Annotated in this window: 23 protein-coding genes; 17 read left to right on the top strand and 6 right to left on the bottom strand. The window is 66.4% G+C overall.

Translation table 11 applies throughout. The annotated features are described in order from the left end of the window. Positions 1–333: 333 nt before the first annotated feature. From Cte04_RS00695 to Cte04_RS00680, 4 genes are read left to right on the top strand one after another with little or no spacing between them, the layout of a single operon-like run. Complete coding sequence (locus tag Cte04_RS00695; protein WP_066470122.1) at positions 334–1,779, top strand: TolC family protein; 1,446 nt, start codon at positions 334–336, stop codon at positions 1,777–1,779. After that, positions 1,776–2,816 carry an HlyD family secretion protein gene (locus Cte04_RS00690; RefSeq protein ID WP_066470119.1) on the top strand — a complete coding sequence of 347 codons (1,041 nt, stop codon included), beginning with the start codon at positions 1,776–1,778 and terminating at the stop codon, positions 2,814–2,816. Before Cte04_RS00695 ends, Cte04_RS00690 begins: the two co-directional genes overlap by 4 nt. Then, complete coding sequence (locus Cte04_RS00685; RefSeq protein WP_066470102.1) at positions 2,813–4,009, top strand: ABC transporter permease; 1,197 nt, start codon at positions 2,813–2,815, stop codon at positions 4,007–4,009. The genes Cte04_RS00690 and Cte04_RS00685 overlap by 4 nt, the downstream gene beginning before the upstream one ends. 54 nt (positions 4,010–4,063) lie before the next feature. Next, entirely contained in the window at positions 4,064–5,152 is a 1,089-nt protein-coding gene (locus Cte04_RS00680) for an ABC transporter permease (protein ID WP_370671016.1), read from the top strand. A 51-nt stretch (positions 5,153–5,203) separates the two neighbouring features. On the opposite strand, the gene Cte04_RS00675 is transcribed toward Cte04_RS00680, so the two are convergent. Further along, positions 5,204–6,403, bottom strand: a complete 1,200-nt coding sequence (locus tag Cte04_RS00675; RefSeq protein WP_066470096.1) for an MFS transporter — start codon at positions 6,401–6,403, stop codon at positions 5,204–5,206. Positions 6,404–6,682: 279 nt separating this feature from the next. Here Cte04_RS00675 and Cte04_RS00670 point away from each other — a divergent pair, with 279 nt between their 5' ends. Continuing rightward, positions 6,683–8,629 carry an enterochelin esterase domain-containing protein gene (locus tag Cte04_RS00670; RefSeq protein ID WP_066470093.1) on the top strand — a complete coding sequence of 649 codons (1,947 nt, stop codon included), beginning with the start codon at positions 6,683–6,685 and terminating at the stop codon, positions 8,627–8,629. A 110-nt stretch (positions 8,630–8,739) separates the two neighbouring features. Here the strand turns inward: Cte04_RS00670 and Cte04_RS00665 are convergent, their stop codons facing one another. After that, complete coding sequence (locus Cte04_RS00665; protein WP_066471705.1) at positions 8,740–9,621, bottom strand: enoyl-CoA hydratase-related protein; 882 nt, start codon at positions 9,619–9,621, stop codon at positions 8,740–8,742. 173 nt (positions 9,622–9,794) lie between these two features. Then, complete coding sequence (locus Cte04_RS00660; RefSeq protein ID WP_066470090.1) at positions 9,795–11,327, bottom strand: helicase HerA-like domain-containing protein; 1,533 nt, start codon at positions 11,325–11,327, stop codon at positions 9,795–9,797. Positions 11,328–11,407: 80 nt separating this feature from the next. On the opposite strand from Cte04_RS00660, the gene Cte04_RS00655 reads away from it, so the two are divergent. The 12 genes from Cte04_RS00655 (at position 11,408) to Cte04_RS00600 (ending at position 21,492) form a co-directional block, all read left to right on the top strand. Then, the gene (locus Cte04_RS00655) at positions 11,408–12,127 is read left to right on the top strand and encodes a YebC/PmpR family DNA-binding transcriptional regulator (RefSeq protein WP_066470088.1); all 720 of its coding nucleotides are present in this window, start codon (positions 11,408–11,410) and stop codon (positions 12,125–12,127) included. After that, entirely contained in the window at positions 12,124–13,407 is a 1,284-nt protein-coding gene (gene purD / locus Cte04_RS00650; protein WP_066470086.1) for a phosphoribosylamine--glycine ligase, read from the top strand. Before Cte04_RS00655 ends, purD begins: the two co-directional genes overlap by 4 nt. A 7-nt stretch (positions 13,408–13,414) precedes the next feature. Beyond that, positions 13,415–14,368, top strand: a complete 954-nt coding sequence (hemF, locus tag Cte04_RS00645; protein ID WP_066470084.1) for an oxygen-dependent coproporphyrinogen oxidase — start codon at positions 13,415–13,417, stop codon at positions 14,366–14,368. A 243-nt stretch (positions 14,369–14,611) separates the two neighbouring features. Further along, positions 14,612–15,283 carry a ribosome silencing factor gene (gene rsfS / locus Cte04_RS00640; RefSeq protein WP_066470082.1) on the top strand — a complete coding sequence of 224 codons (672 nt, stop codon included), beginning with the start codon at positions 14,612–14,614 and terminating at the stop codon, positions 15,281–15,283. A 24-nt stretch (positions 15,284–15,307) separates the two neighbouring features. Next, a complete protein-coding gene (gene rlmH / locus Cte04_RS00635; protein WP_066470079.1) occupies positions 15,308–15,787 on the top strand; it encodes a 23S rRNA (pseudouridine(1915)-N(3))-methyltransferase RlmH in 480 nt (159 codons plus the stop codon). 119 nt (positions 15,788–15,906) lie between these two features. After that, entirely contained in the window at positions 15,907–16,521 is a 615-nt protein-coding gene (locus Cte04_RS00630; protein ID WP_066470075.1) for a Maf family protein, read from the top strand. Between the two features lie 171 nt (positions 16,522–16,692). Continuing rightward, positions 16,693–18,180: a ribonuclease G gene (rng, locus tag Cte04_RS00625; protein WP_066470072.1), complete on the top strand. Its 1,488-nt coding sequence runs from the start codon at positions 16,693–16,695 to the stop codon at positions 18,178–18,180. A gap of 456 nt (positions 18,181–18,636) precedes the next feature. After that, positions 18,637–18,969, top strand: coding sequence for an H-NS histone family protein (locus Cte04_RS00620; RefSeq protein ID WP_066470069.1), 333 nt, complete (start codon positions 18,637–18,639; stop codon positions 18,967–18,969). Positions 18,970–19,019: 50 nt separating this feature from the next. Then, entirely contained in the window at positions 19,020–19,250 is a 231-nt protein-coding gene (locus tag Cte04_RS00615; RefSeq protein ID WP_157081776.1) for a hypothetical protein, read from the top strand. Positions 19,251–19,381: 131 nt separating this feature from the next. Further along, positions 19,382–20,143 carry a LuxR family transcriptional regulator gene (locus tag Cte04_RS00610; protein WP_245633244.1) on the top strand — a complete coding sequence of 254 codons (762 nt, stop codon included), beginning with the start codon at positions 19,382–19,384 and terminating at the stop codon, positions 20,141–20,143. 315 nt (positions 20,144–20,458) lie between these two features. Beyond that, positions 20,459–20,854 (top strand): DUF4902 domain-containing protein, encoded by a 396-nt coding sequence (locus tag Cte04_RS00605; protein ID WP_217997557.1) that lies wholly within the window; start codon positions 20,459–20,461, stop codon positions 20,852–20,854. 68 nt (positions 20,855–20,922) lie between these two features. After that, entirely contained in the window at positions 20,923–21,492 is a 570-nt protein-coding gene (locus Cte04_RS00600) for an acyl-homoserine-lactone synthase (RefSeq protein WP_066470063.1), read from the top strand. Between the two features lie 74 nt (positions 21,493–21,566). Here the strand turns inward: Cte04_RS00600 and Cte04_RS00595 are convergent, their stop codons facing one another. From Cte04_RS00595 to Cte04_RS00585, 3 genes are all read right to left on the bottom strand, one after another. Continuing rightward, entirely contained in the window at positions 21,567–22,280 is a 714-nt protein-coding gene (locus Cte04_RS00595; protein ID WP_083526423.1) for an autoinducer binding domain-containing protein, read from the bottom strand. Between the two features lie 341 nt (positions 22,281–22,621). After that, entirely contained in the window at positions 22,622–23,800 is a 1,179-nt protein-coding gene (locus Cte04_RS00590) for a pyridoxal phosphate-dependent aminotransferase (RefSeq protein ID WP_066470060.1), read from the bottom strand. A 31-nt stretch (positions 23,801–23,831) separates the two neighbouring features. Beyond that, entirely contained in the window at positions 23,832–24,773 is a 942-nt protein-coding gene (locus tag Cte04_RS00585; RefSeq protein ID WP_066470058.1) for a CysB family HTH-type transcriptional regulator, read from the bottom strand. Positions 24,774–24,786 lie beyond the last annotated feature (13 nt).

The raw sequence follows: 24,786 nt of genomic DNA, 5'->3' as shown, positions 1-24,786 counted from the left end.
CGGCTGCTCCCGGGCGCCACCAGGGGGCGGCGGCCGGACTGGACAAAAAAAGCCTGCGGGCCGGACAGGCGCGCAAGCAGGCCGTAGTTTAGCGGCTGCACCCCAGGCGCACAGCGGAAAAGGACGATGTCCGACGCACGGCGGCGAAACTGCCGAAAACGCCCATGGATAATGCTCCCATCGAAAAAGAGCAGGTCGTGCAGCGATCGCGGAGCCGGGGCAGGCCTCGAGAGGGTGTTCACCGCAGCGGCGCGTGCCTGCGCATACCTGCCCATGCCGCCAGAACATGCTGTTGCCTTTCTCCCGTCCGTCCATCCGCGCTTGTCGACCTTCATGCATTCCAGCTGCTTTTCCCTGGCACTGAGCCTGCTGGCCGGGGCCGCGCTGCCGGTTCGGGCCCAGCCCCCGGTGCAGGCCCAGCCGGCCGCCGCCAGTACCCTGAGCTTCGAGCAGGCCCGCGCGGCGCTGCTCGAACGCTCCGAGCAGCTGGCCGCCTCGGCCAAGGCCGTGGACAGCGCCCGCCTGCGCCGCGAGGGCATGCAGGGGCTGGGCGGCCCGTCGGTGGCCATCACCGGCATGGGCTATCGCTATTCGGCCAATGTCGACCTGGACCTCGACCCGGCGCGCCGCGCCCTGGGCAATGGCATCTCGCACCTGCCGCCGCAGCTGGGCGGCGCCGTGGGGCAACTGCCCAGCCTGCCGGCCAATTACGACCTGCAGCGCAAGAGCAATGTGGCCTCGGCCAGCCTCTCGGCCGTGTGGCCCATCTACATGGGCGGCCTGGGCGATGCGGTGCGCGGCGAGCTCGACGCCATGGCCGATGAAGCGCTGGCCGATGCCGCCACCAGCGCCGACCAGCTCAACACCTTGCTGGTGCAGCGCTATTTCACGGCCCAGCTGGCCGAGCGCGCCGCGGCCCTGCGCCGCCGCGCGCTGGAGGGCGTGCGCGCCCACGACGACGCGGCCCAGCGCATGCTCAAGGCCGGCGTGATCGCCCAGGTCGAGCGGCTGCAGGCCAGCGCGGCCCTGGCCGATGCCCAGCAGCAGGCGCGCAAGGCCGACGACGATGCGCGCCTGGCACGCAGCGCCTTGCTGCGTACCGTGCACGTAGCAAGTGGGGTGGGCGGTGTGCGCCCCAGCTCCCCCTTGTTTGTCAGCAGCGAGGCCTTGCCGCCGCTGCAGCAATTCCTGGACGCGGCCCAGAGCCGCCATCCGGGCCTGAGCAAGGTGGCGGCCAAGCGCCGCCAGGCCGAGTCGCTGCACGATGCCACCGAGGCGCTGCGCAAGCCGCAGGTGCTGGCCTTCGGCATGCGCGAAGTCAACACCTCGGGCAAGCCCAACTGGGTGGCCGGCGTGGCCGTGCGCTGGACGCTGTGGGACAGCATAGACCGCGACAAGCTTGCGGCCGCCGGCCAACGCAAGGTGGAGCAGGCCGAACTCACCGACGCCCAGGTGCGCTCGGACATCGCGCTGCTGGTCGAGAAGAACTGGCTGGCCGTGGAGCAGTCGCGCACCCAGTACCTGTCCGGCCAGGCCCAGGAGGATCTGGCGCGCGAGCTGCTGCGGCTGCGCGCGGCCGGCCTGAAGGAAGGCACCAGCACGGCGCTGGAGCTGATCGATGCCCAGCTCAACCTGGCCAAGGTGCAGACCGAGCGCGCCGCCGCCGCCAACCAGTATGTGCAGGCGCTGGCCGCCTTGCTCGAGAGCACGGGCCAGACCGATGAGTTCACCCGCTACATGGCCCGTGCCGATATCCGGATCACCGCAGACGCACCATGAATACACCCGTTCCGACCCCGCCACCCTCCAGCCCCAGCCCTGAAGTGCCGAAGCAGGCCAGGCGCCTGCCCGTGGCCGTGCTGATCGCCGCGGCCGCGGTGCTGATCTTCATTGTCTGGGGCTTCTGGCGCGCCGCCCAGCCCGCGGCCCCGTATTTCCAGGGGCAGATGGAAGCGCGCGAGGCCGACATCGCGCCCAAGGTCACGGCCCGCATCTCCAAGGTGCATGTGACCGAGGGCCAGGTCATCCAGCCCGGTGACCTGCTGGTGGAAATGGACAGTCCCGAGGTGCAGGCCAAGCTGGCCCAGGCCCAGGCGGCCCGGGATGCGGCCCAGGCCGTGGCCGCCAAGGCCAGCAACGGTGCCCGCCCCGAGGAGGTGCAGATGGCCCGGCTGACCTGGCAGCGCGCCCAGGCGGCGGCCGAACTGGCCAGGACCTCGTACGACCGCGTGCAAAGCCTGTTCAATCAAGGGCTGGTTTCGGCCCAGAAGCGCGATGAGGCCCAGACCAACTGGCGCGCCTCGGATGCCCAGGCACGGGCTGCCAAGGCACAGTACGACATGGCGGCCAGCGGTGCGCGCGCGGAGGACAGGACCGCCGCTGCCGCCCAGGCGCGCCAGGTCGAGGGTGTGGTGGCCGAGGTCAAGGCCGCAGAAGCCGAAACCCAGCTGCGCAGCCCCGTGGGCGGCGAGGTGGCGAATGTGCTGGCCAAGCAGGGCGAGCTGTCGCCCCAGGGCGTTTCGGTAGTCACCGTGGTGGACCTGAACGACCAATGGGTGGTGCTCAATGTGCGCGAGGACCAGCTGCAGCACTTTGCGATGAAGAGCCGCTTCAAGGGCCGTTTGCCGGCGCTGGGCGACCGCCAGGCCGAGTTCGAGGTGTTCTTCCTCGGCGTGCTGCCCGATTTCGCCACCTGGCGCACCACCCGCGGCAGCCAGGGCTTCGATGCGCGCACCTTCGAAGTGCGGGCGCGGCCGGCCAAGCCCATAGAGGGCGCACGTCCCGGCATGAGCGTCATCGTGGAGAGCGGTGCGTGAGTCCCTTTGCCGCCAGCCTGCGCCGCGAATGGGGCCGGCTGCGTGCCAGCCCCTGGGACTGGGCCATGGTCAGCTGGGTGCCTTTGCTGGCCCTGGGCCTGATGTGCTGGATTTTTTCGGCCGGCCAGCCTTACCGGCTGCCGATTGCCGTCTGGAACGAAGACCACTCCTCGCTGTCGCGGCAGCTGGTGCGCATGCTCGATGCCACGCCGGGGCTGCAGGTGCGCCAGACCGTGCTCAACCGCGGCGAGGCCGCCGATGCGCTGCAGCGCATGGAGGTCTATGGCGTGGTGCACATTCCGCCGGACCTGGCGCGCGACGTGAAGCGCGGCGCCGGCGGCACTATCACGCTGCTGCACAACGCGCAACTGGCCACCGCATCGAGCCTGCTGCAGCGCGATGTGCGCCAGGTGGTGGGCACGCTGTCGGCCGGCGTGGAAATGCAGGCTGCGGCCAAGCGCGGCTCGCCGCAGCAGGTACTGCGCGTGCAGATGGAGCCCATCAAGACCCAGCTGGTGGCGCTGTTCAACGTCTCCACCAATTACGAGCAGTTCCTGGCCGCCGCGCTGGTGCCCGCGCTGATCCATATCCTGGCCATGACGGCGGGTGCCTGGTCCGTGGGCCGCGAGCTGCGCGAGCGCACGCTGGGCCAATGGCTGAATGAAGGGCTGCTTCCGGATGGCCAGCGCGCAGGCCTGGCCCGGGTGGCGGCAGCCTTGCCGGGCAAGCTGCTGCTGCCGGCCCTGCTGCTCTGGGGCAGCGGCATGGCGGCCTTGCTGTATCTGGCACAGCTGCGCGGCTGGGCCGTGGCCGGCAGCATGGCTTGGATTGGCGTGGGTCTGGCGGCCCTGGTGGCACTGAGCCTGGCCGCAGGCGCGGCGCTGGCGGGCATCACGCTTTCGCTGCGCACGGCGCTATCGGGCACGGGCCTGCTGTCGGCACCGGCCTTTGCGTTCAGCGGCGTGGGCTTTCCGCTGCTGGCCATGACGGGCAGCGCGCGCGGCTGGGCCCTGGCCATGCCGTACACGCATTACGCACGGCTGCAGATAGAGCAGTGGCAGATGGGCGCGCCCGTGGCACAGACCCTGCCCGTGGTCGGCGGCCTGCTGCTGGCCACTTTGGTGCTGCTGGCGCTGGCCGCTGCGGGACTGCTGCGCGGCCTGCAACGGCCCGACAAATGGGGAGGGCGCTGAGCCATGGACGCCCAAACCGGTTTTCTGCGCCTGTGGCTGGACAGCCTGGTGGTGATGCTGCGCGACAAGGGTGCGGTCCTGCTGCTGCTGGGCGCGCCCGTGCTCTACGGTTTCTTCTACCCCTGGTTCTACAGCTCCGAAGTGGTGCAGCGCGTGCCTGTGGCCGTGGTCGTGCAGGACAACTCGGGCCTGGCTCGGCAGATGCTGCGCTTTGCCCAGGCCAGCCCGCGCATCCATGCGCAGCTGGTCACGGCCGATGAGGGCGAAGCGCGCGAAGCCGTGCTGAGCGGCGAGGTCATGGGCTATGCGCTGCTGCCGCGCGATCTCAAGCGCGATGTGCTGCGCCGTGCGAATGTGGTGATTCCGGTCTACGCCAACGGCGCCTACCCCCTGATCAGCAAGCAGGTGCAGTACGGTTTTGCCGAGGCTTTCGGCACCGTTTCGGCCGGCGTGGAGATCAAGCGTCTGCAGGCCGGCGGGCAGAGCGCGCCCCAGGCCGCCGTGAGCCGCTCGCCCGTGAACGCCCGGGCAGTGGCCTTGTTCAACCCCACCGAGGGCTATGGCAGCTTTGTGGTGGCGGCCGTGTCCGTGCTCATACTGCAGCAGACCCTGCTGATGGGCAGCGCGCTGCTGGTCGGTACCTGGCGCGAGCAAGGTGCCGACCGCGTTGGCTCGCGCCAATGGCTGGCGCGGCTTTTGGCGCTGTGCGTACCGGGCTGGCTGGCCGGGCTGTTCTATTTCGGCTGGATTTTCATCTGGCAGGACTTTCCGCATGGCGGCAACCCCTGGGGCGCGCTGGCGCTGCTGGCCTGCTTTGTGCCGGCCGTCGTGGGCTGCGCCTGCCTGCTGGGCTGGTGGCTGGCCGATCGCGAGCGGGCCCTGCAGGTAGTGCTGTTTTCCTCGATCCCGCTGGCTTTTCTGGGGGGCTTCACCTGGCCCGTCGAGGCCTTGCCCGAGCCGCTGCAGTGGCTGCGTTGGCTCTCGCCCAGCACGGCCGGCATCCAGGCCTCGCTGCGCTTCAACCAGCTGGGCGCGCCGCTGGCAGCGGGTCTGCCGCACCTGGCCTGGCTGGCCTGCATGGCCGGGTCCAGCTGGCTGGCCGTGCTGTGGCTGGGCAGCCGCTCGCCGGCAGGGCGGGAGTAGGAGAAAACCTGCCGCAAACCTTTGCCGGGCAAGCGCTGAAAGCTATTGTTTTTATAAGGCGGCTGCATGCTGGCGGCGCGCCTGCAGGCCCAGCATGAGCAGCACCACGGCGACTAGCGGCAGCATGCCGTAGTTGATGCCGTTCCAGCCGGCCGTATGCAGCAGTTCGCCGGAGCCGAACGAGGCCACGGCCACGGTGCCGAATACCAGGAAGTCGTTGAGCGCCTGCACCTTGGCGCGTTCGGCCGGCCGGTAGCATTCGGTCAGCAGGGCCGTGGCGCCGATGAAGCCGAAATTCCAGCCCACGCCCAGCAGCACGAGCGCGCCCCAGAAATGCAGCAGCTCCAGGCCCAGCAGGGCCAGGCCGCCGGCCATGGCGATCATGACCAGACCCAGGGCCGTGATGCGGCTCTTGCCGAAACGCGCGATCAGCCGGCCCGTGACGAAGCTGGGCGCGAACATGGCCAGCACATGCCACTGTATGCCCAGCGCGGCTTCGCCCACGCTGTGGCCGCAGCCCACCATGGCCATGGGGGCTGCCGTCATCAGGAATGCCATGAGGCCATAGCTCACCACGCCGGCCGCCGCAGCCACGACGAACTGCGGCGAGCGCGCGATCTCCTTGAGCGGCCGCGCCTCGCCGGCCACGGCCCTGGACTGGGGCGGCGGCAGGCGCAGGCCCATGAGCAGCGGCAGAGCCAGCAGGGCGAGCGCCGCCTGGCTGTAGAAGCTGCCGGCAAACGGCGTGGCCGGCAGGGCGTCGCGCGTCCAGATCACCACCTGCGGTCCGATGATGGCGGCGATCAGCCCGCCGACCATGACACGCGAGATGGCCCTGGCCTGCTGTGCAGGTTCCGCCACCATGTCGGTGGCTGCAAAGCGGTAGCTCTGCACGCAGGCCGCGTAGAAGCCGGCCAGCGCCGTGCCTATGCAGAAGGTCACGAAATCGGAATGGGCGATGCCCTGGGCGGCCACCACGCCGGACAGCACGCCCAGCAGCGCACCCAATACATAGGCCTGGCGCCGGCCCAGGCGGTTCATCAGCCATGCCGCGGGCAGCGTGGACAGGGCCAGGCCCAGCTGGTAGATGCTGACCGGCAGCGTGGAGGCCGTGGGATTGCTGGACAGCTGCTGGCCGACCAGGCCGCCCAGCGAAATGATGATGGGCGGCGAGGCGCCGCCCAGGGATTGGGCTGCCACCAGCAGGCCCATGTTGCGGCGCTGGTGTGTGCTGTATGCATTGTGGTTCATGGCGTGGCGGTCTGGAGGCGGGGCGGGTGCCCGTCCATGTGGCCTGGCGGCCGCAAGCAAGAGGGACTCCCGATACCGCAGCATATCGGTTTGCGCCGCCGTGGTTGTCGCGAGCGGTGCAGCCGCGCATGCTGGCGAGGGCAGATGAGCGCCACATTAACAAGGCCGGTTCGCCGTGGGGGAACGACGCTACAATTTTTAGAGAATGAAAATCATTCTTGATGAATCCTGAGCCAAGCATCTCGTTCTAGCCAAGGGAGTGGAGTCTACGAGGTCGACATGGATCAGAACTTCGATGGCGCGGGCACCGGCTGCCGCGCGGCACGCACCTACCGCCATGCATCCGGCAAGCCGTTGCACGGCTGGCGATGCGGCACTTTTTCCGCCGGGCTGGCCCTGGCATGCGCCATGCTGGCGGCAGCCGGCTGCACGGCCGGCGCCCGGCGCGATGCCAGGGAGGCAGCGGCGGCATCCGCAGCCGCCAATGCCGCAGAAAGCGCCGCGCCCCTGATGCCGATGCAGGCCGCTTCGGGACAGCTGCAGGCATGGGAGGCCCGGCGCTGGACGGTGCAGGCGCCTGCCGGCGCGGTGGTGCAGGGACGGCTGCAGGCGCTGGATCTGGTGCTGGATGTGGAAACGCCGGCGGGCCGGCATATCCGGCGGCTGTCCTCCGGGCTGGGCGTGGAGCAGTCCTTCACCTGGCAGACGCGGGGCGCGCAGCAGGAGCGGCTGGTGCTGCGCCGCAGCGCGGGCGGCCTGGCGTCCGCGCCCTACGCGCAGCAGCTGTGCGAGCAGGAGGCGGGCCTGCAGCCCTGTGCGCAAGGCGAGAGCAAGGCTTTCGGGCCGGGCCGCTACCGGTTGCAGATAGACAGCGTCCGGCCTGCGGCTGCGGCCCCCGCGGCGCCCGGGCCCGCGGCGCAGCAACCTTTGCTGAGCCCCACGCTCCAGGCCTTGCGCGCGCAGCTGGAGCGGGGGCAGGGGAGCGAGTCCTTCTGGAAAGCCATGGCCGCCCGGGGAACCCCGCTGGTCGAACCCTGGGATGGCCGGCACCGGCTGGTGACCTTTCTGTGGCGCGGCGCGCGCGAGTCCGTGCGCCTTTTCGGCAGCCCCTCGGGCAACCACGATCTGCTGCAGCAACTGGGCGGCAGCGATGTCTGGTGGGCCAGCTTTGTGATGCCCGACGATGCCCGGCTCAGCTACGGCCTGGCGCCGGATGTGCCGCATGTCCAGGGCCCGGCCATGGAGCAGCGGCGGGCCATTCTCGCCACCTTGCAGCGCGACCCGCTGAATCCGCAGGCCTGGGGCGAGGCCGATCCGCAGCGTGGCGCGGCCGATGCCTTCGACGGGCGCTCGGTGCTGAGCCTGCCGCGGGCGCCCCTGCAGCCATGGGTGGCGCCCCGGGCGGCCGGGCAGGTGGCGGAAGGCTCCTCCGGTACGGGTGAACTGGCACGGTACTGGGTGCAGAGCCGGGCGCTGGACAACGGCCGCGACGTCTGGGTCTACCGGCCGGCAGGCTGGGAGCGCACGCCATGGCTGCAGCGCAACCTGCTGGTGCTCTTCGATGCCCACGCCTATCTGCAGCAGGTGCCCACACCGCGCATTGTCGAGAACCTGATGGCCGACGGACTGCTGTCCGCCACGGCCATCGTGCTCGTGGCCAACGCGGGCGGCAATGCCCGGGCCGAGGAGCTGCCGCCCAATCCCGCGTTCGCGGACTTCATGGGCTCCACGCTCATGCCCTGGCTGCAGCAGCGGGGCATGGCGGCGCCGGCGGCCCGTACCGTGCTGGCCGGCTCCAGCTATGGGGGGCTGGCTGCCAGCTATGTGGCCATGCGCCATCCGGGGCGCTTTGGCAATGTGCTCAGCCTGTCGGGCTCGTACTGGTGGGCCCCGGGGCAGCAGCCGCCCAACTGGCTGGCGCGGCAGTATGCGGCTGGCCCGCGCCTGTCTGTGCGCTTTTACCTCGATGCGGGCCTGTACGAGGGCGCGCGCGGTGGCCAGGCCGGCATCCGCGAAACCAGCCGGGAGCTGGGCGATGTACTGCAGTCCAGGGGCTATGCGGTGATCCGGCGCGAGCACAGCACGGGCCACGACTATGTGCACTGGCAGGGTTCGCTGGCCTGTGGCCTGCTGGCCTTGCTGGCCTTGCTGGGCGATGAAAGCGCCCGGGCCGGGGAATCGGTGAGGGCGGCCTGCCCGGCCGAGCCTTTGTTTGCCGCCAGATAGGCGGCCGCTTTTGACGCGGCCCGTCCCGAAGCCGCAGGCTGGCGCTTGTCAGGGAATTTCCATGAAAATGGCTGGCAACCCACGTTGGCAAAGCGTTTCCAGCTATGGAATCAGGATTGCGGGTCTGTCGAGACGGAAAAGCCGCGCACTGCAGCCAGCGGCGGAAAGTCTGCTTCGCGCTTGCCCTGCATGGCGGATACGGCTTCCATCACATGGCGGTTGCTCCAGATGCCGCTCTGCACCCAGCCCATTTGCTGCAGGGCGTCGTGCACGCCGTGGTCGCGCGCATAGTTGATGACCTGCTTGCTGCCCCAGATGGCGATCGGCGGCTTCGCGGCGATCTCGCGTGCGCAGGCCAGTGCTGCGGTCACCACGGCCTCGTGGCTCTCGAACACGGCATTGACCAGGCCGTGGCTGGCTGCTTCCTGGGCGCTCATGCGCCGGCCGGTATAGGCCAGCTCCTTGACGATGCCCAGCGGCATGAGCTTGGGCAGGCGCTGCAGGCTGCCCAGGTCGGCCGTCATGCCGATATTGATTTCCTGGATGCAGAAAAAGGCCTCGCGGCTTGCATAGCGGATGCAGGCCGCAGCCACCAGGTCCAGCGCGCCGCCCACGCAGCCGCCATGAATGGCGCAGATCACGGGCATGCGCAGCTCTTCGATGCGGTTGAAGGTGCTTTGCATGCGGGCCAGTGTGTCGACCAGCGCGGCCCGGCCTTCGGGGCTGCGGTCGTCGGGCGCGAATTGCGGATCGGCAAAGGTGTCCAGCGCCATGCCCGCAGAGAAATGCCTGCCCGTGCTGCTGAGCACCAGCGCGCGGGAATCGCCGCTGCGATGCAGCCGGTCCAGCACCAGGTCCAGCTCCTGCCAGAACGTGGGGTTGAGCGTGTTGAGCGCTTCGGGGCGGTTCAGGATCAGATGGGCAATCCGGTCCGACAGATCGAGGCGAAAGCAGCTCAGCTGCAGGGGCGGGGTGGGCGTGTCTTGCGGCATGGCGCACATGGTGGACTGCCCTGGCGGGGCGCGCCGTCACGCTGGCGACTGGCTGCAGCCGGACGGCATGGGGGGATTCCCGGGGTGCTTCGGCGCAGGCCGGGACACCAAAACACCCGGCTTGCGGCCGGGTGGCTGTTCTTCAAAAGCGGCCTGCAGCTGCCTGGATCGGCCTATCGCTTCTTGCCGCCCAGGATGCCGCCGAGCACGCCGCGCAGGATTTCCTTGCCTATACTGTTGCCCACGGTGCGCACCGTGGACTTGGCCATGGTCTGCACCAGGCCGTCGTACTGGCCGCCGCGCGGGCCGGTGCGGCCGAACAGCAGCTCCTTGAGGCCGTCCATCATGGCGCTGCCACCGGCTTCCTGCGCCGCGCCGGCAGCGCCCGCCGCGGCAGGCGCATCGCCGGGCTTGGCCGGCGTGGCGGAAGCGGCGCGCCCGCGCAGCACTTCATAGGCCGATTCGCGGTCCACGGCCTCTTCGTAGACGCCGGCCACCAGGGAGCGGGCCATGAGCTCCTTGCGCTGCTCGGGCGTGATGGGGCCGATCTGGCTGCCCGGGGGAATCACATAGACGCGCTCGGTCACGCCGGGCCGGCCTTTTTCGTCGAGGAAACTGACCAGCGCCTCGCCCACGGCCAGCTCGGTGATGGCCGCAGCAATGTCCAGCCCCGGGTTGGGGCGCATGGTGGAGGCGGCCGAGGCCACGGCCTTCTGGTCGCGCGGCGTGAAGGCGCGCAGCGCATGCTGCACGCGGTTGCCGAGCTGGCCCAGCACGGAGTCGGGCACGTCCAGCGGGTTCTGGGTGACGAAATACACCCCCACGCCCTTGGAGCGCACCAGGCGCACCACCAGTTCGATGCGCTCGAGCAGCACCTTGGGCGCATCGTTGAACAGCAGATGGGCCTCGTCGAAGAAGAACACCAGCTTGGGCTTTTCGGGGTCGCCGATCTCGGGCAGCTGCTCGAACAGCTCGGACAGCAGCCACAGCAGAAAGGTCGAGTACAGGCGCGGGGCATTCATGAGCTTGTCCGCGGCCAGGATGTTGACCATGCCGCGGCCGTCGGCATCGGTCTGCATCAGGTCGTTGATGTTGAGCATGGGCTCGCCGAAGAACCTGTCGCCGCCCTGGGACTCGATGGCGAGCAGGCCGCGCTGTATGGCGCCTATGCTGGCCGAGCTGATGTTGCCGTATTCCGTGGTGAACTGCTTGGCGTTGTCGCCCACGTGCTGGAGCATGGCGCGCAGGTCCTTGAGGTCCAGCAGCAGCAGGCCGTTGTCGTCCGCGATCTTGAACACGATGTTGAGCACGCCCATCTGCGTCTCGTTGAGATTGAGCATGCGGCCGATCAGCAGCGGCCCCATGTCGGAGATGGTGGCGCGCACGGGATGGCCCTGCTCGCCGAACACGTCCCACAGCGTGGCGGGGCAGGCCAAGGGCTCGGGAAGGGCGATGCCGCGGTCCTTGAGCGAGGCGGCAAGCTTGTCGCCCACCTTGCCGCTCTGGCTGATGCCGCCGAGGTCGCCCTTGATGTCGGCCAGGAAGACCGGGACGCCGATCTGCGAGAAGCTCTCGGCCAGTTTCTGCAGGGTGACGGTCTTGCCGGTGCCTGTGGCGCCGGTGATCAGGCCGTGCCGATTGGCCATGCCGGGCAGCAGCGCGCATTCTGTGGCAGAGTGCTGGGCAATCAAAAGGGGTGAAGCCATTTCGGGTTTCCTCGGAGCTAGCGTTCAGTCAAAAGTAAAATCTCGCCTGCTAGGTTAAATCAAATATCAAAGGACTCTCTGTGGCAGGACACAGCAAATGGGCCAACATCCAGCACCGCAAGGGTCGCCAGGATGAGAAGCGCGGCAAGATATGGACACGGATTATTCGTGAAATCATGGTGGCTGCGCGCCAGGGCGGCGGCGACCTGAACGCCAATCCGCGCCTGCGCCTGGCCGTGGAAAAGGCCAAGGCCGCCAACATGCCGGCCGACAATATCAAGCGCAACATCGACAAGGCCACGGGCAACCTCGAAGGCGTGAGCTACGAGGAAATCCGCTATGAGGGCTACGGCATCGGCGGCGCGGCCATCATCGTCGACACCATGACCGACAACCGCGTGCGCACCGTGGCCGACGTGCGCCACGCCTTCAGCAAGTACGGCGGCAACATGGGCACCGAAGGCTCGGTGGCCTTCCAGTTCAGGCACGTGGGCCAGCTTGTTTTTGCGCCCGGCACCAGCGAGGACAAGGTCATGGAAGTGGCGCTGGAAGCCGGCGCCGAGGACGTGATCACCGACGACGAAGGCGCCATCGAGGTACTGACCGCGCCCGGCGACTTCGAAGCCGTGCGCGATGCGCTGCAGGCCGCGGGCCTGACGCCCGAGGTGGCGGAAGTGACCATGCGCCCCGAAAATACCGTCGCCCTGGAAGGCGACGACGCAGCCCGCATGCAGAAGCTGCTGGACATGATTGAAGATCTGGACGACGTGCAGGACGTCTACCACAACGCTGAACTATGAAAATTCTTGTGATTGGCGGCGGTGGCCGTGAACACGCCCTGGCGTGGAAACTGGCCGAATCGCCCAAGGCGACCAAGGTCTATGTGGCTCCTGGCAATGGCGGTACCGCCCTGGCCGGCGGCAAGATTGAAAACCTCGGCATCACCGACGTGCAGGCCCTGCGCGAATGGGCACAGGCCGAGAAGATCGGCCTGACCGTCGTCGGCCCCGAGGCGCCGCTGGCGGCCGGCGTGGTCGACGAGTTCCGTACCCACGGCCTGCGCATCTTCGGCCCGGCCAGGGCCGCAGCCCAGCTGGAGAGCTCCAAGGCTTTCTCCAAGGACTTCATGGCGCGCCACGGCATTCCCACGGCGCAGTACGAGACCTTTACCGACCCTGTGGCCGCCCACGCCTATGTGGACCGCCTGGGCGCACCCATCGTCATCAAGGCCGATGGCCTGGCGGCCGGCAAGGGCGTGGTCGTGGCCACTTCGCTGCAGGAGGCCCACGATGCCGTGGACTTCATGCTGGTGGACAACAAGTACGGCGTCACGCACAACGAGGGCGGTGCCCGCGTGGTGATCGAGGAATTCCTCGACGGCGAGGAGGCCAGCTTCATCGTGCTGTGCGACGGCAAGAACGTGCTGGCCCTGGCCACCAGCCAGGACCACAAGCGTCTCAAGGATGGCGACCAGGGCCCGAACACGGGCGGCATGGGCGCGTATTCGCCCGCGCCCGTGGTCACGGCCGACGTGCACGCCCGCGCCATGCGCGAGATCATCCTGCCCACCATCCGCGGCATGGAAAAGGACGGCATTCCCTACACCGGATTCCTGTACGCCGGCCTGATGATCGACAAGAGCGGCCATCCCAAGACGCTGGAGTTCAACTGCCGCATGGGCGATCCCGAGACCCAGCCCATCATGATGCGCCTCAAGAGCGATCTGGTGGATGTGATGCTGGCGGCCACCGATGGCAAGCTCGACCAGGTCGAGCTGCAATGGGACCGCCGCACGGCGCTGGGCGTGGTGATGGCCGCTGCCGGCTATCCCGAGGACCCGCGCAAGGGCGATGCCATCACCGGCCTGCCGGCCGCGGCCGATGACGCCATGGTCTTCCATGCCGGTACCCAGCTGCGCGACGGCGTGCCCGTGACCAGCGGCGGCCGCGTGCTGTGCGTGACCGTGCTGGCCGACAGCGTCAAGCAGGCCCAGCAGAAGGTGTACGACGTGGCGCGCGGCATCCATTTCGATGGAGCCCAGTACCGCCGCGACATCGGCCATCGCGCAGTCAAGGGCTGACGGCCGTATGGCAAGCCCGGCGAACGTATCGCCTTGCGAGCAGCTGCCCGTGGCCCAGGTGCGCGAGTACCTCACGGGGCTGCAGGCACGCATCACCCAGGCACTGGAAGGCCTTGAAGGCGAGGGCGGCGCGCGCTTCGTGCACGACGCCTGGCGCAAAGGCCCCGAGGAAAAGCTGCAGGGGGATGGCATCACCCGCATCATGGAAGGCGGGCGTGTGTTCGAGCGCGCCGGCTGCGGCTTCTCGCATGTGCGGGGGCCGCAGCTGCCGCCTTCGGCCACGCAGCACCGGCCCGAACTGGCCGGCGCGCCTTTCGAGGCCATGGGCGTATCCCTGGTGTTCCATCCGCGCAACCCCTATGTCCCGACGGTGCACATGAACGTGCGCATGATCGCGGCCGGCCATGAGGGCCAGCCCAAGACCTGCTGGTTCGGCGGCGGCATGGACCTGACGCCCGTCTACGGCTTCGAGGAAGATGCGGTGCACTTCCACCAAAGTTGCCGCGATGCGCTCGCGCCGTTCGGCGCCGAGCTGTATCCGCGCTTCAAGCAGTGGTGCGACGAGTACTTCTACCTCAAGCACCGCCACGAGCAGCGCGGTATCGGCGGCATCTTCTTCGATGACTTTGCCGAACTGGGCCAGCAGCGCAGCTTTGCCATGCTGCAATCGGTGGGCGATGCCTTCCTGGGGGCCTATCTGCCCATCGTGGAGCGCCGCAGGAACGCCGAGTACGGGCCGGCGCAGGTGGATTTCCAGCGCTACCGCCGTGGCCGCTATGTGGAGTTCAACCTGGTCTGGGATCGCGGCACGCATTTCGGCCTGCAGTCGGGCGGGCGCACCGAATCCATTTTGCTGTCCATGCCGCTGCATGCGAGCTGGAGCTACCAGCGCGAAGATGCGCCGGGCACCCCGGAGCGCGAGCTGGTGGACAAATTCCTGGTGCGCCGGGACTGGTTGTGACCGAAGCTGGAAATTGCCTTGCCGGCAGCGCATAAAGCCCCGTCAGCAGGGAAATTTCCAGAAAACTATAATTTCCATAGCTGTGTGCGCCGGGCGGATCTTCCTGCTCCAGGCGCACCGACACTTTCAAGGCGTGGTGGACGAGGCTTTACGGGCCGAGCTTTCCGCTTCTGAGCCAACCCTGATACGGGCCGGGCGCAGCACACGCTATATTGACCCCATCTTTACTGATTCCATCGCCTGATGACCACCTCCATCAAATCGGATTCCGCAGCCAAGCGCGACGTCACCAAACTGCAGCGAGCCATCGTCGACGGCCTCGAAGACGTCAAGGCCCAAGATATCCAGGTGTTCAACACCGAAGCGCTGTCGCCCCTGTTCGAGCGCGTCATCGTGGCATCGGGCACTTCCAACCGCCAGACCAAGGCGCTGGCCTCCAGCGTGCGCGAAGCCGTCAAGAAGGCGGGCTTTCCCGTGCCGCGCCAGGAAGGCGAGGAAAACGGCGAATGGATCATCGTGGACTGCGGCTCTGCCGTGGCGCACATCATGCAGCCGGCCATCCGCCAGTACTACCGACTGGAAGAAATCTGGGGCGAAACGCCCGTGCGCATGAAGCTGGGCGCAGCCAAGCCCAAGGCCGCCAGTACCCGAAAGCATGTGATCAAGGCGGATGCCGAGGCCGCAGCCAAGAAGCCGGCTGCAAAGAAGGCTGCGGCCAAGCCTGCTGCAACCAAGACGGCCGCCAAGCCCGCCGCAAAGAAAACCGCAGCCAAGCCTGCAACTGCCGCGAAGACCGCGGCAAAAGCCGCTGCCCCCAAGGCCGTGAAGACCGTGGTGGTGAACCGGCCCGGGAAGTCCGCAGCCAAGACGGCGGCAAAGCCCGCTGCCAAGCGCGCCTCCCGCGCCAAGGCCTAAGCTGCGCATTCCACTGCTCGCGCAATGAGATTGACCATCGTGGCCGTGGGCCAGCATGTGCCTGACTGGGCGCAGACGGCCTACGACGACTATGCCAAGCGCTTTCCGCCGGAGCTCAAAGTGGAGCTCAAGGCCGTCAAGACCGAGCCGCGCGGCTCCAAGACGGTGGAGACGCTTTATGCGGCCGAGCGCAAGCGCATCGAGGCCGCGATCGGGACGGCGGCGCGCGGCACCCCCCGCATCGTAGTGCTCGACGAGCGCGGCACCAGCCTCACGACCAAGGCCCTGGCCCAGCGCCTCAAGGGCTGGCAGCTCGAGGGCGACGATGTGGTGCTGGTGATCGGCGGGCCCGACGGACTCGATCCCGAGTTCAAGGCCGGTGCCCACGAGCGCATCCGGCTTTCGGACCTGACACTGCCCCATGCCATGGTGCGCGTGCTGCTGATCGAACAGCTGTATCGTGCCTGGTCGGTCAATGCCGGCCACCCCTACCACCGCGAGTAGGCTTCTGTGCCGGGCCGGTGTCCTGTGCGCCCTGCAGAGCGGCGAGCAGCGTGATACTATGATTTTGATAGCCGCTGGCGCTTGATGGGCAAGTGCTGGCAGTACATTTCATTCAAGTCATGGCGCCGTTCATCTATCTTGCCTCCCAAAGTCCCCGCCGCCGTCAGCTGCTCGAGCAGCTGGGCGTGGCCCACGAACTGCTGCTGCCCAATGCGGCGGGCGACATTGCCGAGGATGCCGAGGCCATCGAGCTCGAGCGGCCGGGCGAGTCGCCGCGCGACTATGTGCAGCGCGTGACCGCAGCCAAGCTCGATGCGGCCGTGGCCCGCCATGGCCGCCGCGGCCTGGCTCCGGCGCCCATCCTGTGCTCGGACACCACGGTGGCGCTGGGCGCGCAGATCCTCGGCAAGCCGGCGGATGCCGTGGATGCCGCGCGCATTCTGGGCCTGCTCTCCGGACAGGCGCACGAGGTACTGACCGCCGTGGCCGTGCAGCACGGGCAGCAGCGCCTGCAGGCGCTGTCGGTTTCCAGCGTGCGCTTTGCGCCCTTGACGGCGGCGCAGATCGCCGCCTATGTGGCCACGGGCGAGCCCATGGGCAAGGCAGGCGCCTACGGCATACAGGGCCGGGCGGCTGCCCATATCGAGGAAATCCGCGGCAGCTATTCGGGCATCATGGGCCTGCCGGTGTTCGAGACTGCAGGTCTGCTGCGCGCGCTCGGCTGGGCGCTGTAGGCACGCGTTCCGAAGGGAGGCCGGTCCTGTCCGGGCCGCAAAGGACGGGCCGGCTCCGGCGCTGCAATTTCACGCAAACCGTTCGGGTCTGTGTCTTGCGGATGCCATGCACGCACCGCACACTGGTGCCTGCCGAAAAGAACAACAACGTACACGAAAGACAACATGCCAATGCAGCAGGACATTCTGATCAACTGGTCGCCGCAGGAAACGCGGGTGGCCGTCATCGAAAACGGAGCCGTGCAGGAGTTGCACATGGAGCGGCCGCTGGAGCGCGGCCTCGTCGGCAACATCTATCTGGGCAAAGTCTCGCGCGTGCTGCCCGGCATGCAGTCGGCCTTCATCGACATCGGCCTGGAGCGCGCCGCCTTTCTGCATGTGGCCGATGTGTGGCAGCGCCAAGAAAACGGCGAGGCGCCCATGTTCGCGCGCAAGGATGTGCCGCAGATACCCATCGAGAAGCAGGTGTTCGAAGGCCAGACCATCATGGTTCAGGTCATCAAGGATCCGATAGGCACCAAGGGCGCGCGCCTGTCCACGCAGATCAGCATTGCCGGGCGCCTGCTGGTGTTCCTGCCGCAGGACGACCATATCGGCATCTCGCAGAAGATTCCCCAGCACGAGCGCGATGCGCTGCGCGCGCGGCTGCAGGCGCTGGTGGGCACCAAGGAGACCGGCGGTGGAGGCGGCTTCATCCTGCGCACCAATGGAGAGGATTCCAGCGACGGCGAACTGGCCGAGGACATCCGCTATCTGCGCAAGACCTGGGCCCGCATCAAGGACGCATCGCAGAAGCTGCCGCCCATGTCGGTGCTGCACCAGGATCTGAACCTGCTGCAGCGCGTGTTGCGGGATCTTGTGGGCGAGACCACCCAGAGCATACGCATCGACTCCAGGGAGCAGTTCGCGCTGCTCAAGGCCTTCGGCCAGGAATACATGCCGGCGGCCGTGCCCAAGCTGGCGCTGTACAAGGGGGAACGGCCGATCTTCGACCTGTATTCGATAGACGAGGAAATCGCCCGCGCCCTGGGCCGGCGCGTGGACCTCAAATCGGGCGGCTACCTGATCGTGGACCAGACCGAGGCGCTGACCACCATCGACGTGAACACCGGCGGCTTTGTCGGTGCGCGCAACTTCGACGACACCATCTTCAAGACCAACCTTGAAGCGGCCCACGCGATTGCGCGCCAGCTGCGCCTGCGCAATCTGGGCGGCATCATCATCGTGGACTTCATCGACATGGTGCGCGAGGACCATCAGAACGAGGTGCTCTCGGAATTTCGCCGCCAGCTGGCGCGGGACCGTGTCAAGACCATGGCCGGTGGCTTTTCCCAGCTGGGCCTGGTGGAGATGACGCGCAAGCGCACGCGCGAATCGCTGGCCCATATGCTGTGCGAACCGTGCCCGGCCTGCGCGGGCAAGGGCAACGTGAAAACGGCGCGCAGCATCTGCTATGAAGTGCTGCGTGAGATCCTGCGCGAGGCGCGCCAGTTCAATCCGAGGGAATTCCGTGTCGTGGCTTCGCCAAAGGTCGTGGAAATGTTCCTAGACGAGGAAAGCCAGCATCTGGCCAGCCTCTCGGACTTCATCGGCAAGCCGATTTCGCTGCAGGCCGAGACAGCCATGGCGCAGGAGCAATACGACATCGTCTTGCTGTGAAGCGCGAGACGGGCTGAATTTCGCATAGGCGTCGCCAGACAGGTCCATTGTCTGGCGATTTGCTTTGGGGCACCCGTTTCCATCGGAATCGTGTATCGGGCAGCTGCAAACGGCGAGAAAAGGAGACCGTCTTGTGGCCAATGCGTGCGCAGAAGGGGCAGGGACAGTTTTTCTGGATAGGCAATGATTCCGGCTCGCTCCTGCCGTCTTGGAGATTTTTCCAGCTTTTGAATCGCGGACCGGCGGCGGCGTATGGACACGAAACAGCCGGCCGTGCGATTTCCAAATACTCCTGAAGCAATCCGGGAGAGGCCAACCGCTGATCCGGAAGGCTGCCTGGCGAATGTTTGGAAGGGAAAAACCTACTAATTTTTGTAGGTTGAGGCTACTGTTTTGGTTAGACTTTAGGAATGGCATGCGGGGTTTGTATGCCATCAAATTCAATGGAGTGATTCAATGACGCAGACCAGTCCCGTTCGAACCTATGCAGAAGTTCTTCAGCAGATCAAGATCCTGCAGGAAGAGGCCGAAGTATTGCGCCGTGCGGAAATCGCCAATGCCGTGGCCCGGGTCAGAGAGGCTGTTTCGAATTACGGACTGACCGCAGAGGACATTTTCGGGACGGGAAAATCCGCCAAATCCAGGTCGCGTACCGCCGAAACCAAAACGGTTCCCGTGAAATACAGCGACGGGGCCGGAAATTCCTGGACAGGTCGCGGTCGCTCTCCCGCCTGGTTCCTGGAGGCCCTGGCGGCCGGCAAGAAACCCGAAGATATGCTGGTCAACTGAATGTCCCTGTTTTCTGCTGCGGCGCCTGGCACGGGTAGTGCGGGCACCCCATGGGTGCAACCGCCAGGAAGGCCAAGTACCTGTCAGGCGCGCTGCATCGGAATCAGAAAGCGAATCCAGGCCGCTGCGGCCTGAACCATCGGCTGGTGCCGGCGTGCCCGATACCGGTTGGGCATATTGCTTCCCTTTTTCAAACGCATTTTTTACGGCAAGACCTGCGGTTTGATCTGCTCGCCGAAGCGATCGGCCCAGGAGGCACTCTGTTGCAGATCGTGCATTGACCTGTTCCGTCCCGGTGGCGCGGCGACCTTGAGCCAGCAGGCTGCTTTGCATGAAGCGGATGCTGAAATATTCAACTTGCCTTGGGACTTCAGCGATTCAACCGGCCGGCTCGGCATGAATCAGCGGGCTGATGCTCGATGCGGCTTTTGCGGGAATCAACGGCGATATGGAAAAGATACTGGGCTGGGCAGAGGATGTGCTGAACGCTTCTTCAAATGCCAAGACGGAGAACGAGCTTTTCGAAGAGGTGCGGCGCGCTGCCTATGAAATCGGTTTTGAGTACTGCGCTTACGGCATGCGGCTGGCTCTGCCGGTTTCCAGGCCCGCACATTTCCTGATAAACAATTATTCCTCGCAATGGTGTGCCCGCTACGAGCGCAGAGGCTACATCGAGCAGGATCCCACCGTGATGCATGGAGCACGCTCGCCCGAGCCGCTGGTGTGGAGCGACGAGCTGTTTGCTCCGGCCCCTGAACTATGGGAAGAGGCCAGGTGTGCGGGGCTTCGGGTAGGGTGGGCCCAGGGAAGCCCCACGCGCAGCGGTGTGGCCGGGATGCTCACACTGGCCCGGTCGGCGGAGCCGTTGTCCGCTGCAGAGCTCGAGGCAAAAAGCCTGCGCATGCGCTGGTTGTCCAGCATTGCGCATGTGGGTTTCCAGCGCCTGGTGGATACACGAAGCATCGTCTGCCCGGAAATCGTCGAGCTGACGAGCCGTGAGAAAGAGGTGCTTCAGTGGTCTGCGGTCGGAAAGACGATACCGGACATCTCCGATATTTTGCTCATCTCGGCGGACACCGTGAGGTTTCATACCCGCAACGTGCTTGAAAAGCTCAATGTTTCCAACCGCACGGCGGCAGTGGCCCGAGCCGCATATCTCGGCTTGCTCGATTGACCCACGGCTAGCCAGCCCGGGCACAGGCCCGCCTTGTTGCAGGGGGCTTGCAATGCGCCGTATCTGCCGGCGCAGCAAACGCTGCTTGTCCCAGCCGGGCCGGGCGCGGCGACATCCCGGCGCGGCCCGGGGTTTTGTCCTTGCCGCCTGCGTCCATGCCGCAGGCTCGCGGTTCAATACACTACCTGCTGCGCGGTTTGCGCCAATGTACCCATGCGAGCGGGCTTTGGATGAAGGGATCGCCGACCGGTGCAGCCTGGGTGCAGCGCCATTGGCTTTGGTATTTTGGTTCGCCCCGCAAGATAAGGGATGAATGTGGCAATCAACCAGATGGCATACGACGGATTCCTGAGAGTGGCACTTGAATCGGTGCTGAGCTCCAGGTTCGTCCACCTGATGTCGGACGTCGACCTTCATGTTCCGCATCATGCAAATCTGGCCCGCTGCGTCTGGGCGTATGGATATTCCGAGTGGCAAAGCCTTGACGCGAGGCCGATTTCTGTCGGCTGGGACTGGTGTGTCGTCGCGGACAGGAACGGCAAGCTGGCGCTCGAAAGAGACGGCGCGCTTCGAAGCAATGTGATGCTGGTCGACAGGCGCGGCCGGGATTTCGGCTGGCTGGAAAGTCTTGAGGTATTGGAGACGGTGATCGATGTGCTGCCCTGGCGGGAGCAGGTATGGCACAGAATGCCCAGTCCGTCACCCGCCTAGGTGAGTAGTTATGCGATCGATGCGGTTCCGGTGCAATGGCGCAGGGAAGGAAACCGCGAGAAATCAGCATGCAATTCATCACCGGCACTCAGGATGCCTTGAACCCGCAGGTCGTCTCGAAGATGGCCTCCTACAGGTATCGGGTCTTCGTGGAAAAACTGGGCTGGCAGCTCGAATGCGACGAGGGCCGGGAGCTGGACCAGTTCGACCGCCAGGACACGGTCTATGTCGTCGGCGAGGACGAGGCGGGCGAGGTCGTCGGCACGGCAAGATTGCTGCCCACCAGCAGGCCCTATCTGCTGGGTGAAGTATTTCCGCAGCTGATGGGGGGGGCGCCGGTTCCCCGCAGCCCTGCGATCTGGGAGCTGTCCAGGTTTGCCGCGGTGGATTTCAACGGCAGCATACCCGGCCCGCTAGGGCAGTTTTCCTCCCATCTGACGCTGGAGCTGCTGCGCGCCACTGCGGCGGTGGCCTCTGCCCATGGGGCGCAGCGGCTCATCACCGTGTCGCCGCTGGGCATCGAACGCCTCCTGCGCAACACGGGCTTCATGGCTCACCGGGCCGGCCCCCCGGTGATGGTGAACGGCATGCCGATTCTGGCCTGCTGGATCGAACTGCCGGGCGTGCTTGCCGCCTGACGGCATGGCGTCCATCGGACGGCCGGGGCCGATGCATTGCCGGAATGCGGCTGCGCTGCTGCGTCCGGTGAGCGCTATTCGAGAAGCCCCAGCATGGCGGCGCGCAGGATGGCCGCCGACTTGTTGGGCGCAGCCAGTTTTTCCATGGCATTTTTCATATGGAAATTCACGGTGTGGGAAGAGATGGGCAGCATTGCTGCAATTTCGGCCACCGTTTTTCCGTCCGCGGACCAGCGCAGGATTTCAATTTCCCGTTCGGTCAGCGAAGGGATTTCGAAGGCATGCTGCTCTTGCGGATAAATGCGTGGAAAGTGCTCGTGGACCAGCACCGAGAGCCAGTGTATCTGCGTACTTTTGGCCTGCAGTTCCCGATCGGTCAGCGGTTCGTGGCTGCGGGCCAACGTCAGCATGCCGCGATTGCCAAAGCCATCGGTGATGAACTGCGCACATCCGACTTGAAGGCCTGCGTCGCGGGCCTCGGACCATAGCTGCTTGGCGCCGGCGAAGACTTCATCGCTCCAGACCAGGGGGCGCATGGAGCGCCGGCTTGCCGCGATCGTCGGATCGTTTTTCACATACTCGGCTTCCGCATAGCGCTGCTGCCAGGCGCTCGGATAGTTGGAGATGATGCTTGCCGGCGGATTGGCAAGAGGGAGGGCGGGCTTGCGGCCATAGGCGAAGTAGTCAAACCCCAGGGACCGGGCGGCTTCGGCCAGAAACGAGGCCAATTCGTCGGGCTTTGTGAGCGAGGCGATATCGGAGGGCAGCGGGGCGCGCAAAGCTGGCATGGCGTCACCTTGTGTTTTGGAGCGCTCGGGAGAATGAAGCTTCATTATCGCGCCGCGGGACACCCTGCAGAAGACCCGGCGGTTCGCTGCGGCGCAGGACAGCTGTCGGGAGTGTCGGGATTCGGCAGGCACGGCTGGGAGTGTGCGCCGATAGGCGCTCCGGCGGTGCGCAGGGCACCACGGTGGCTGTTGCCCGGTATCGCTGGCACACAGGGAAAGTGCCGGCAGGTGCAGCAAACTCCGTAGCGCACAGCGCATGTCCGGCTTTGATTTCTGATGAAAATAGAACTGAAAACAAGAAAGGGAGCGCGTAAAGCGCTCCTTTTTATGCATGGCAGCTTTTACAGCCTGCGCAGCCGGGCCGCGGCTTCCACCAGCGTCTCGTCCTTCTTGGCAAAGCAAAAGCGCACCACACGCTGATCGAAGCCGTTGCCGTAGAAGGCCGACAGCGGAATCGCCGCCACGCCGATTTCCTTGACCAGCCACTGGCAGAACTCGGCCTCGTTCAGGTCCGAGACCGACGAGATGTCGGCGCACAGGAAATAGGTGCCGGCCGTGGGCAGCAGCTTCAGGCGCGAGCCTTGCAGGCCGCGCATGAACAGGTCGCGCTTGGCCTGGTAGAAGGCCGGGAGATCCATATAGGGTGCCGGGTCCTGCATGTACTGCGCCAGACCCGCCTGCATAGGCGTGTTCACGGTGAACACATTGAACTGGTGGACCTTGCGGAATTCGGCGGTCAGCGCTGCGGGCGCGGCCACCGTGCCAACCTTCCAGCCCGTGACGTGGTAGGTCTTGCCGAAGCTGGAGACGATGAAGGCGCGATCGGCCAGTCCCGCGAAGCGGGCGGCGCTCTGGTGCTGGCCGCCGTCAAAGACCATGTGCTCGTAGACCTCGTCGCTGATCAGCAGCACGTTGGTGGGAGCCAGCAGCTCTTCGAGCTGGCGCATCTCCGCATCGCTCCAGATGGTGGCGCTGGGATTGTGCGGGCTGTTGATGATGAGCAGGCGCGTGCGCGGCGTGATGGCTGCGGAGATCCTGGCGAAGTCCGGGCGGAAGGTGCCGGGCGTCAGCGGAACGCGTACGGCCACGCCGCCGGCCAGCTCGATATTGGGCACGTAGCTGTCGTAGCAGGGGTCGAGCACAATGACTTCGTCGCCGGCCTGCACGGTGGCCAGGATGGCCGTGAGAATGGCCTGGGTGGCGCCGGCCGTGATGGTGACCTCGGCATTGGCGTCGTAGCGTCGGCCGTGCAGCGCCGCGATCTTGGCGGCCACGGCCTCGCGCAGAGCGGGCCAGCCGCTCATGGGCGGGTACTGGTTGTGGCCGGCGCGCATGGCGTTATTGACGGCGTCCAGCAGCCTGGGGTCGCAGCCGAAGTCAGGAAAGCCCTGCCCCAGATTGACGGCCTGGTGCTCGGCGGCAAGTGCCGACATGACGGTGAAGATCGTGGTGCCCACATGGGGCAGCTTGCTGGGAAAGGTGGGAGTCACGGTCGTTGTGCGGTGCAAAACGTGGGGCATGGCGGAGCGGCGGCCCCGCCGCGGGAAAGGATCAGAGGCCGAAGTCGTCCACGCTGCCGTTCATGGCGCGCATGATAAGGTCGCGCGAGAGGCGGTCGCTCAGCAGCTCGGCGAACTTGTAGACGAAGTTGCGCAGATAGGCGCCGCGCTTGATGGCCACGCGGGCCACGCTGGTGCCGAACAGGTGGCCGACGGGGCGCACGACCAGATCGTTGACCGGATCGTCGCGCATGGCCATCTCGGCCACGATGCCCACGCCCAGGCCCAGGCGCACATAGGTCTTGATCACGTCGGCGTCGATGGCTTCCAGCACGATGCGCGGATGCAGGCGGCGCGCATCGAAAGCCTGGTCGATCTTGCCGCGCCCGGTGAACGAAGGGTGGTAGGTGATCAGCGCCTCGTGGGCGATGTCCTCGAGCGTGACGCGCTCCTTCTGCGCCAGCGGATGGCCGGTGGGCAGCACCAGCACGTGCTGCCATTCATAGCAGGGCAGGGTGACCAGATCGGGATAGTCGGCCAGCGATTCGGTGGCCATGCCGATCTCGGCCACTTCGTCGATCACCATGCGCGCCACTTCGGCGGGCGTGGCCTGGTGCAGGCTGATCGTGACCTTGGGGTACATGTCGCGCAGGCGCGCCACGGCCGGAGGCAGCACGTAGCGGGCCTGGGTGTGGGTGGTGGCGATGCTCAGCGTGCCGCTGTCCTGGGCGCTGTACTGCTCGCCGATGCGCTTGAGGTTGCCCACTTCGCGCATGATGAGCTCTATGCTCTTGATGACTTCCTGGCCCGGCTCGGTGATGCGCTTGAGGCGCTTGCCATGGCGGGCAAAGATGTCGATGCCCAGTTCCTCCTCGAGCTCGATGATGGCCTTGGATACCCCGGGCTGCGAGGTGTGCAGGGCCTTGGCCGCTTCGGTTAGGTTGAGGTTGCGGCGCGCGGCTTCTTGGACGAATCGGAATTGGTGAAGATTCATGACGGCATAGACA

Origin of the sequence: Comamonas terrae (assembly GCF_001544075.1) — a bacterium.
GTDB lineage: Bacteria > Pseudomonadota > Gammaproteobacteria > Burkholderiales > Burkholderiaceae_C > Comamonas > Comamonas terrae.
This window is presented reverse-complemented; position numbering and strand designations above follow the sequence as displayed.

Coding starts and splice junctions, on each gene's coding strand:
- Cte04_RS00675 (WP_066470096.1), bottom strand. CDS start 6,403: ATGAACCACAATGCATACAGCACACACCAGCGCCGCAACATGGGCCTG.
- rlmH (WP_066470079.1), top strand. CDS start 15,308: ATGAGATTGACCATCGTGGCCGTGGGCCAGCATGTGCCTGACTGGGCG.
- Cte04_RS00690 (WP_066470119.1), top strand. CDS start 1,776: ATGAATACACCCGTTCCGACCCCGCCACCCTCCAGCCCCAGCCCTGAA.
- Cte04_RS00600 (WP_066470063.1), top strand. CDS start 20,923: ATGCAATTCATCACCGGCACTCAGGATGCCTTGAACCCGCAGGTCGTC.
- Cte04_RS00660 (WP_066470090.1), bottom strand. CDS start 11,327: ATGGCTTCACCCCTTTTGATTGCCCAGCACTCTGCCACAGAATGCGCG.
- hemF (WP_066470084.1), top strand. CDS start 13,415: ATGGCAAGCCCGGCGAACGTATCGCCTTGCGAGCAGCTGCCCGTGGCC.
- rng (WP_066470072.1), top strand. CDS start 16,693: ATGCAGCAGGACATTCTGATCAACTGGTCGCCGCAGGAAACGCGGGTG.
- purD (WP_066470086.1), top strand. CDS start 12,124: ATGAAAATTCTTGTGATTGGCGGCGGTGGCCGTGAACACGCCCTGGCG.
- Cte04_RS00610 (WP_245633244.1), top strand. CDS start 19,382: ATGCTCGATGCGGCTTTTGCGGGAATCAACGGCGATATGGAAAAGATA.
- Cte04_RS00630 (WP_066470075.1), top strand. CDS start 15,907: ATGGCGCCGTTCATCTATCTTGCCTCCCAAAGTCCCCGCCGCCGTCAG.
- Cte04_RS00665 (WP_066471705.1), bottom strand. CDS start 9,621: ATGCCGCAAGACACGCCCACCCCGCCCCTGCAGCTGAGCTGCTTTCGC.
- Cte04_RS00595 (WP_083526423.1), bottom strand. CDS start 22,280: ATGCCAGCTTTGCGCGCCCCGCTGCCCTCCGATATCGCCTCGCTCACA.
- Cte04_RS00585 (WP_066470058.1), bottom strand. CDS start 24,773: ATGAATCTTCACCAATTCCGATTCGTCCAAGAAGCCGCGCGCCGCAAC.
- Cte04_RS00670 (WP_066470093.1), top strand. CDS start 6,683: ATGGATCAGAACTTCGATGGCGCGGGCACCGGCTGCCGCGCGGCACGC.
- Cte04_RS00695 (WP_066470122.1), top strand. CDS start 334: ATGCATTCCAGCTGCTTTTCCCTGGCACTGAGCCTGCTGGCCGGGGCC.
- rsfS (WP_066470082.1), top strand. CDS start 14,612: ATGACCACCTCCATCAAATCGGATTCCGCAGCCAAGCGCGACGTCACC.
- Cte04_RS00615 (WP_157081776.1), top strand. CDS start 19,020: ATGGGTGCAACCGCCAGGAAGGCCAAGTACCTGTCAGGCGCGCTGCAT.
- Cte04_RS00590 (WP_066470060.1), bottom strand. CDS start 23,800: ATGCCCCACGTTTTGCACCGCACAACGACCGTGACTCCCACCTTTCCC.
- Cte04_RS00680 (WP_370671016.1), top strand. CDS start 4,064: ATGCTGCGCGACAAGGGTGCGGTCCTGCTGCTGCTGGGCGCGCCCGTG.
- Cte04_RS00620 (WP_066470069.1), top strand. CDS start 18,637: ATGACGCAGACCAGTCCCGTTCGAACCTATGCAGAAGTTCTTCAGCAG.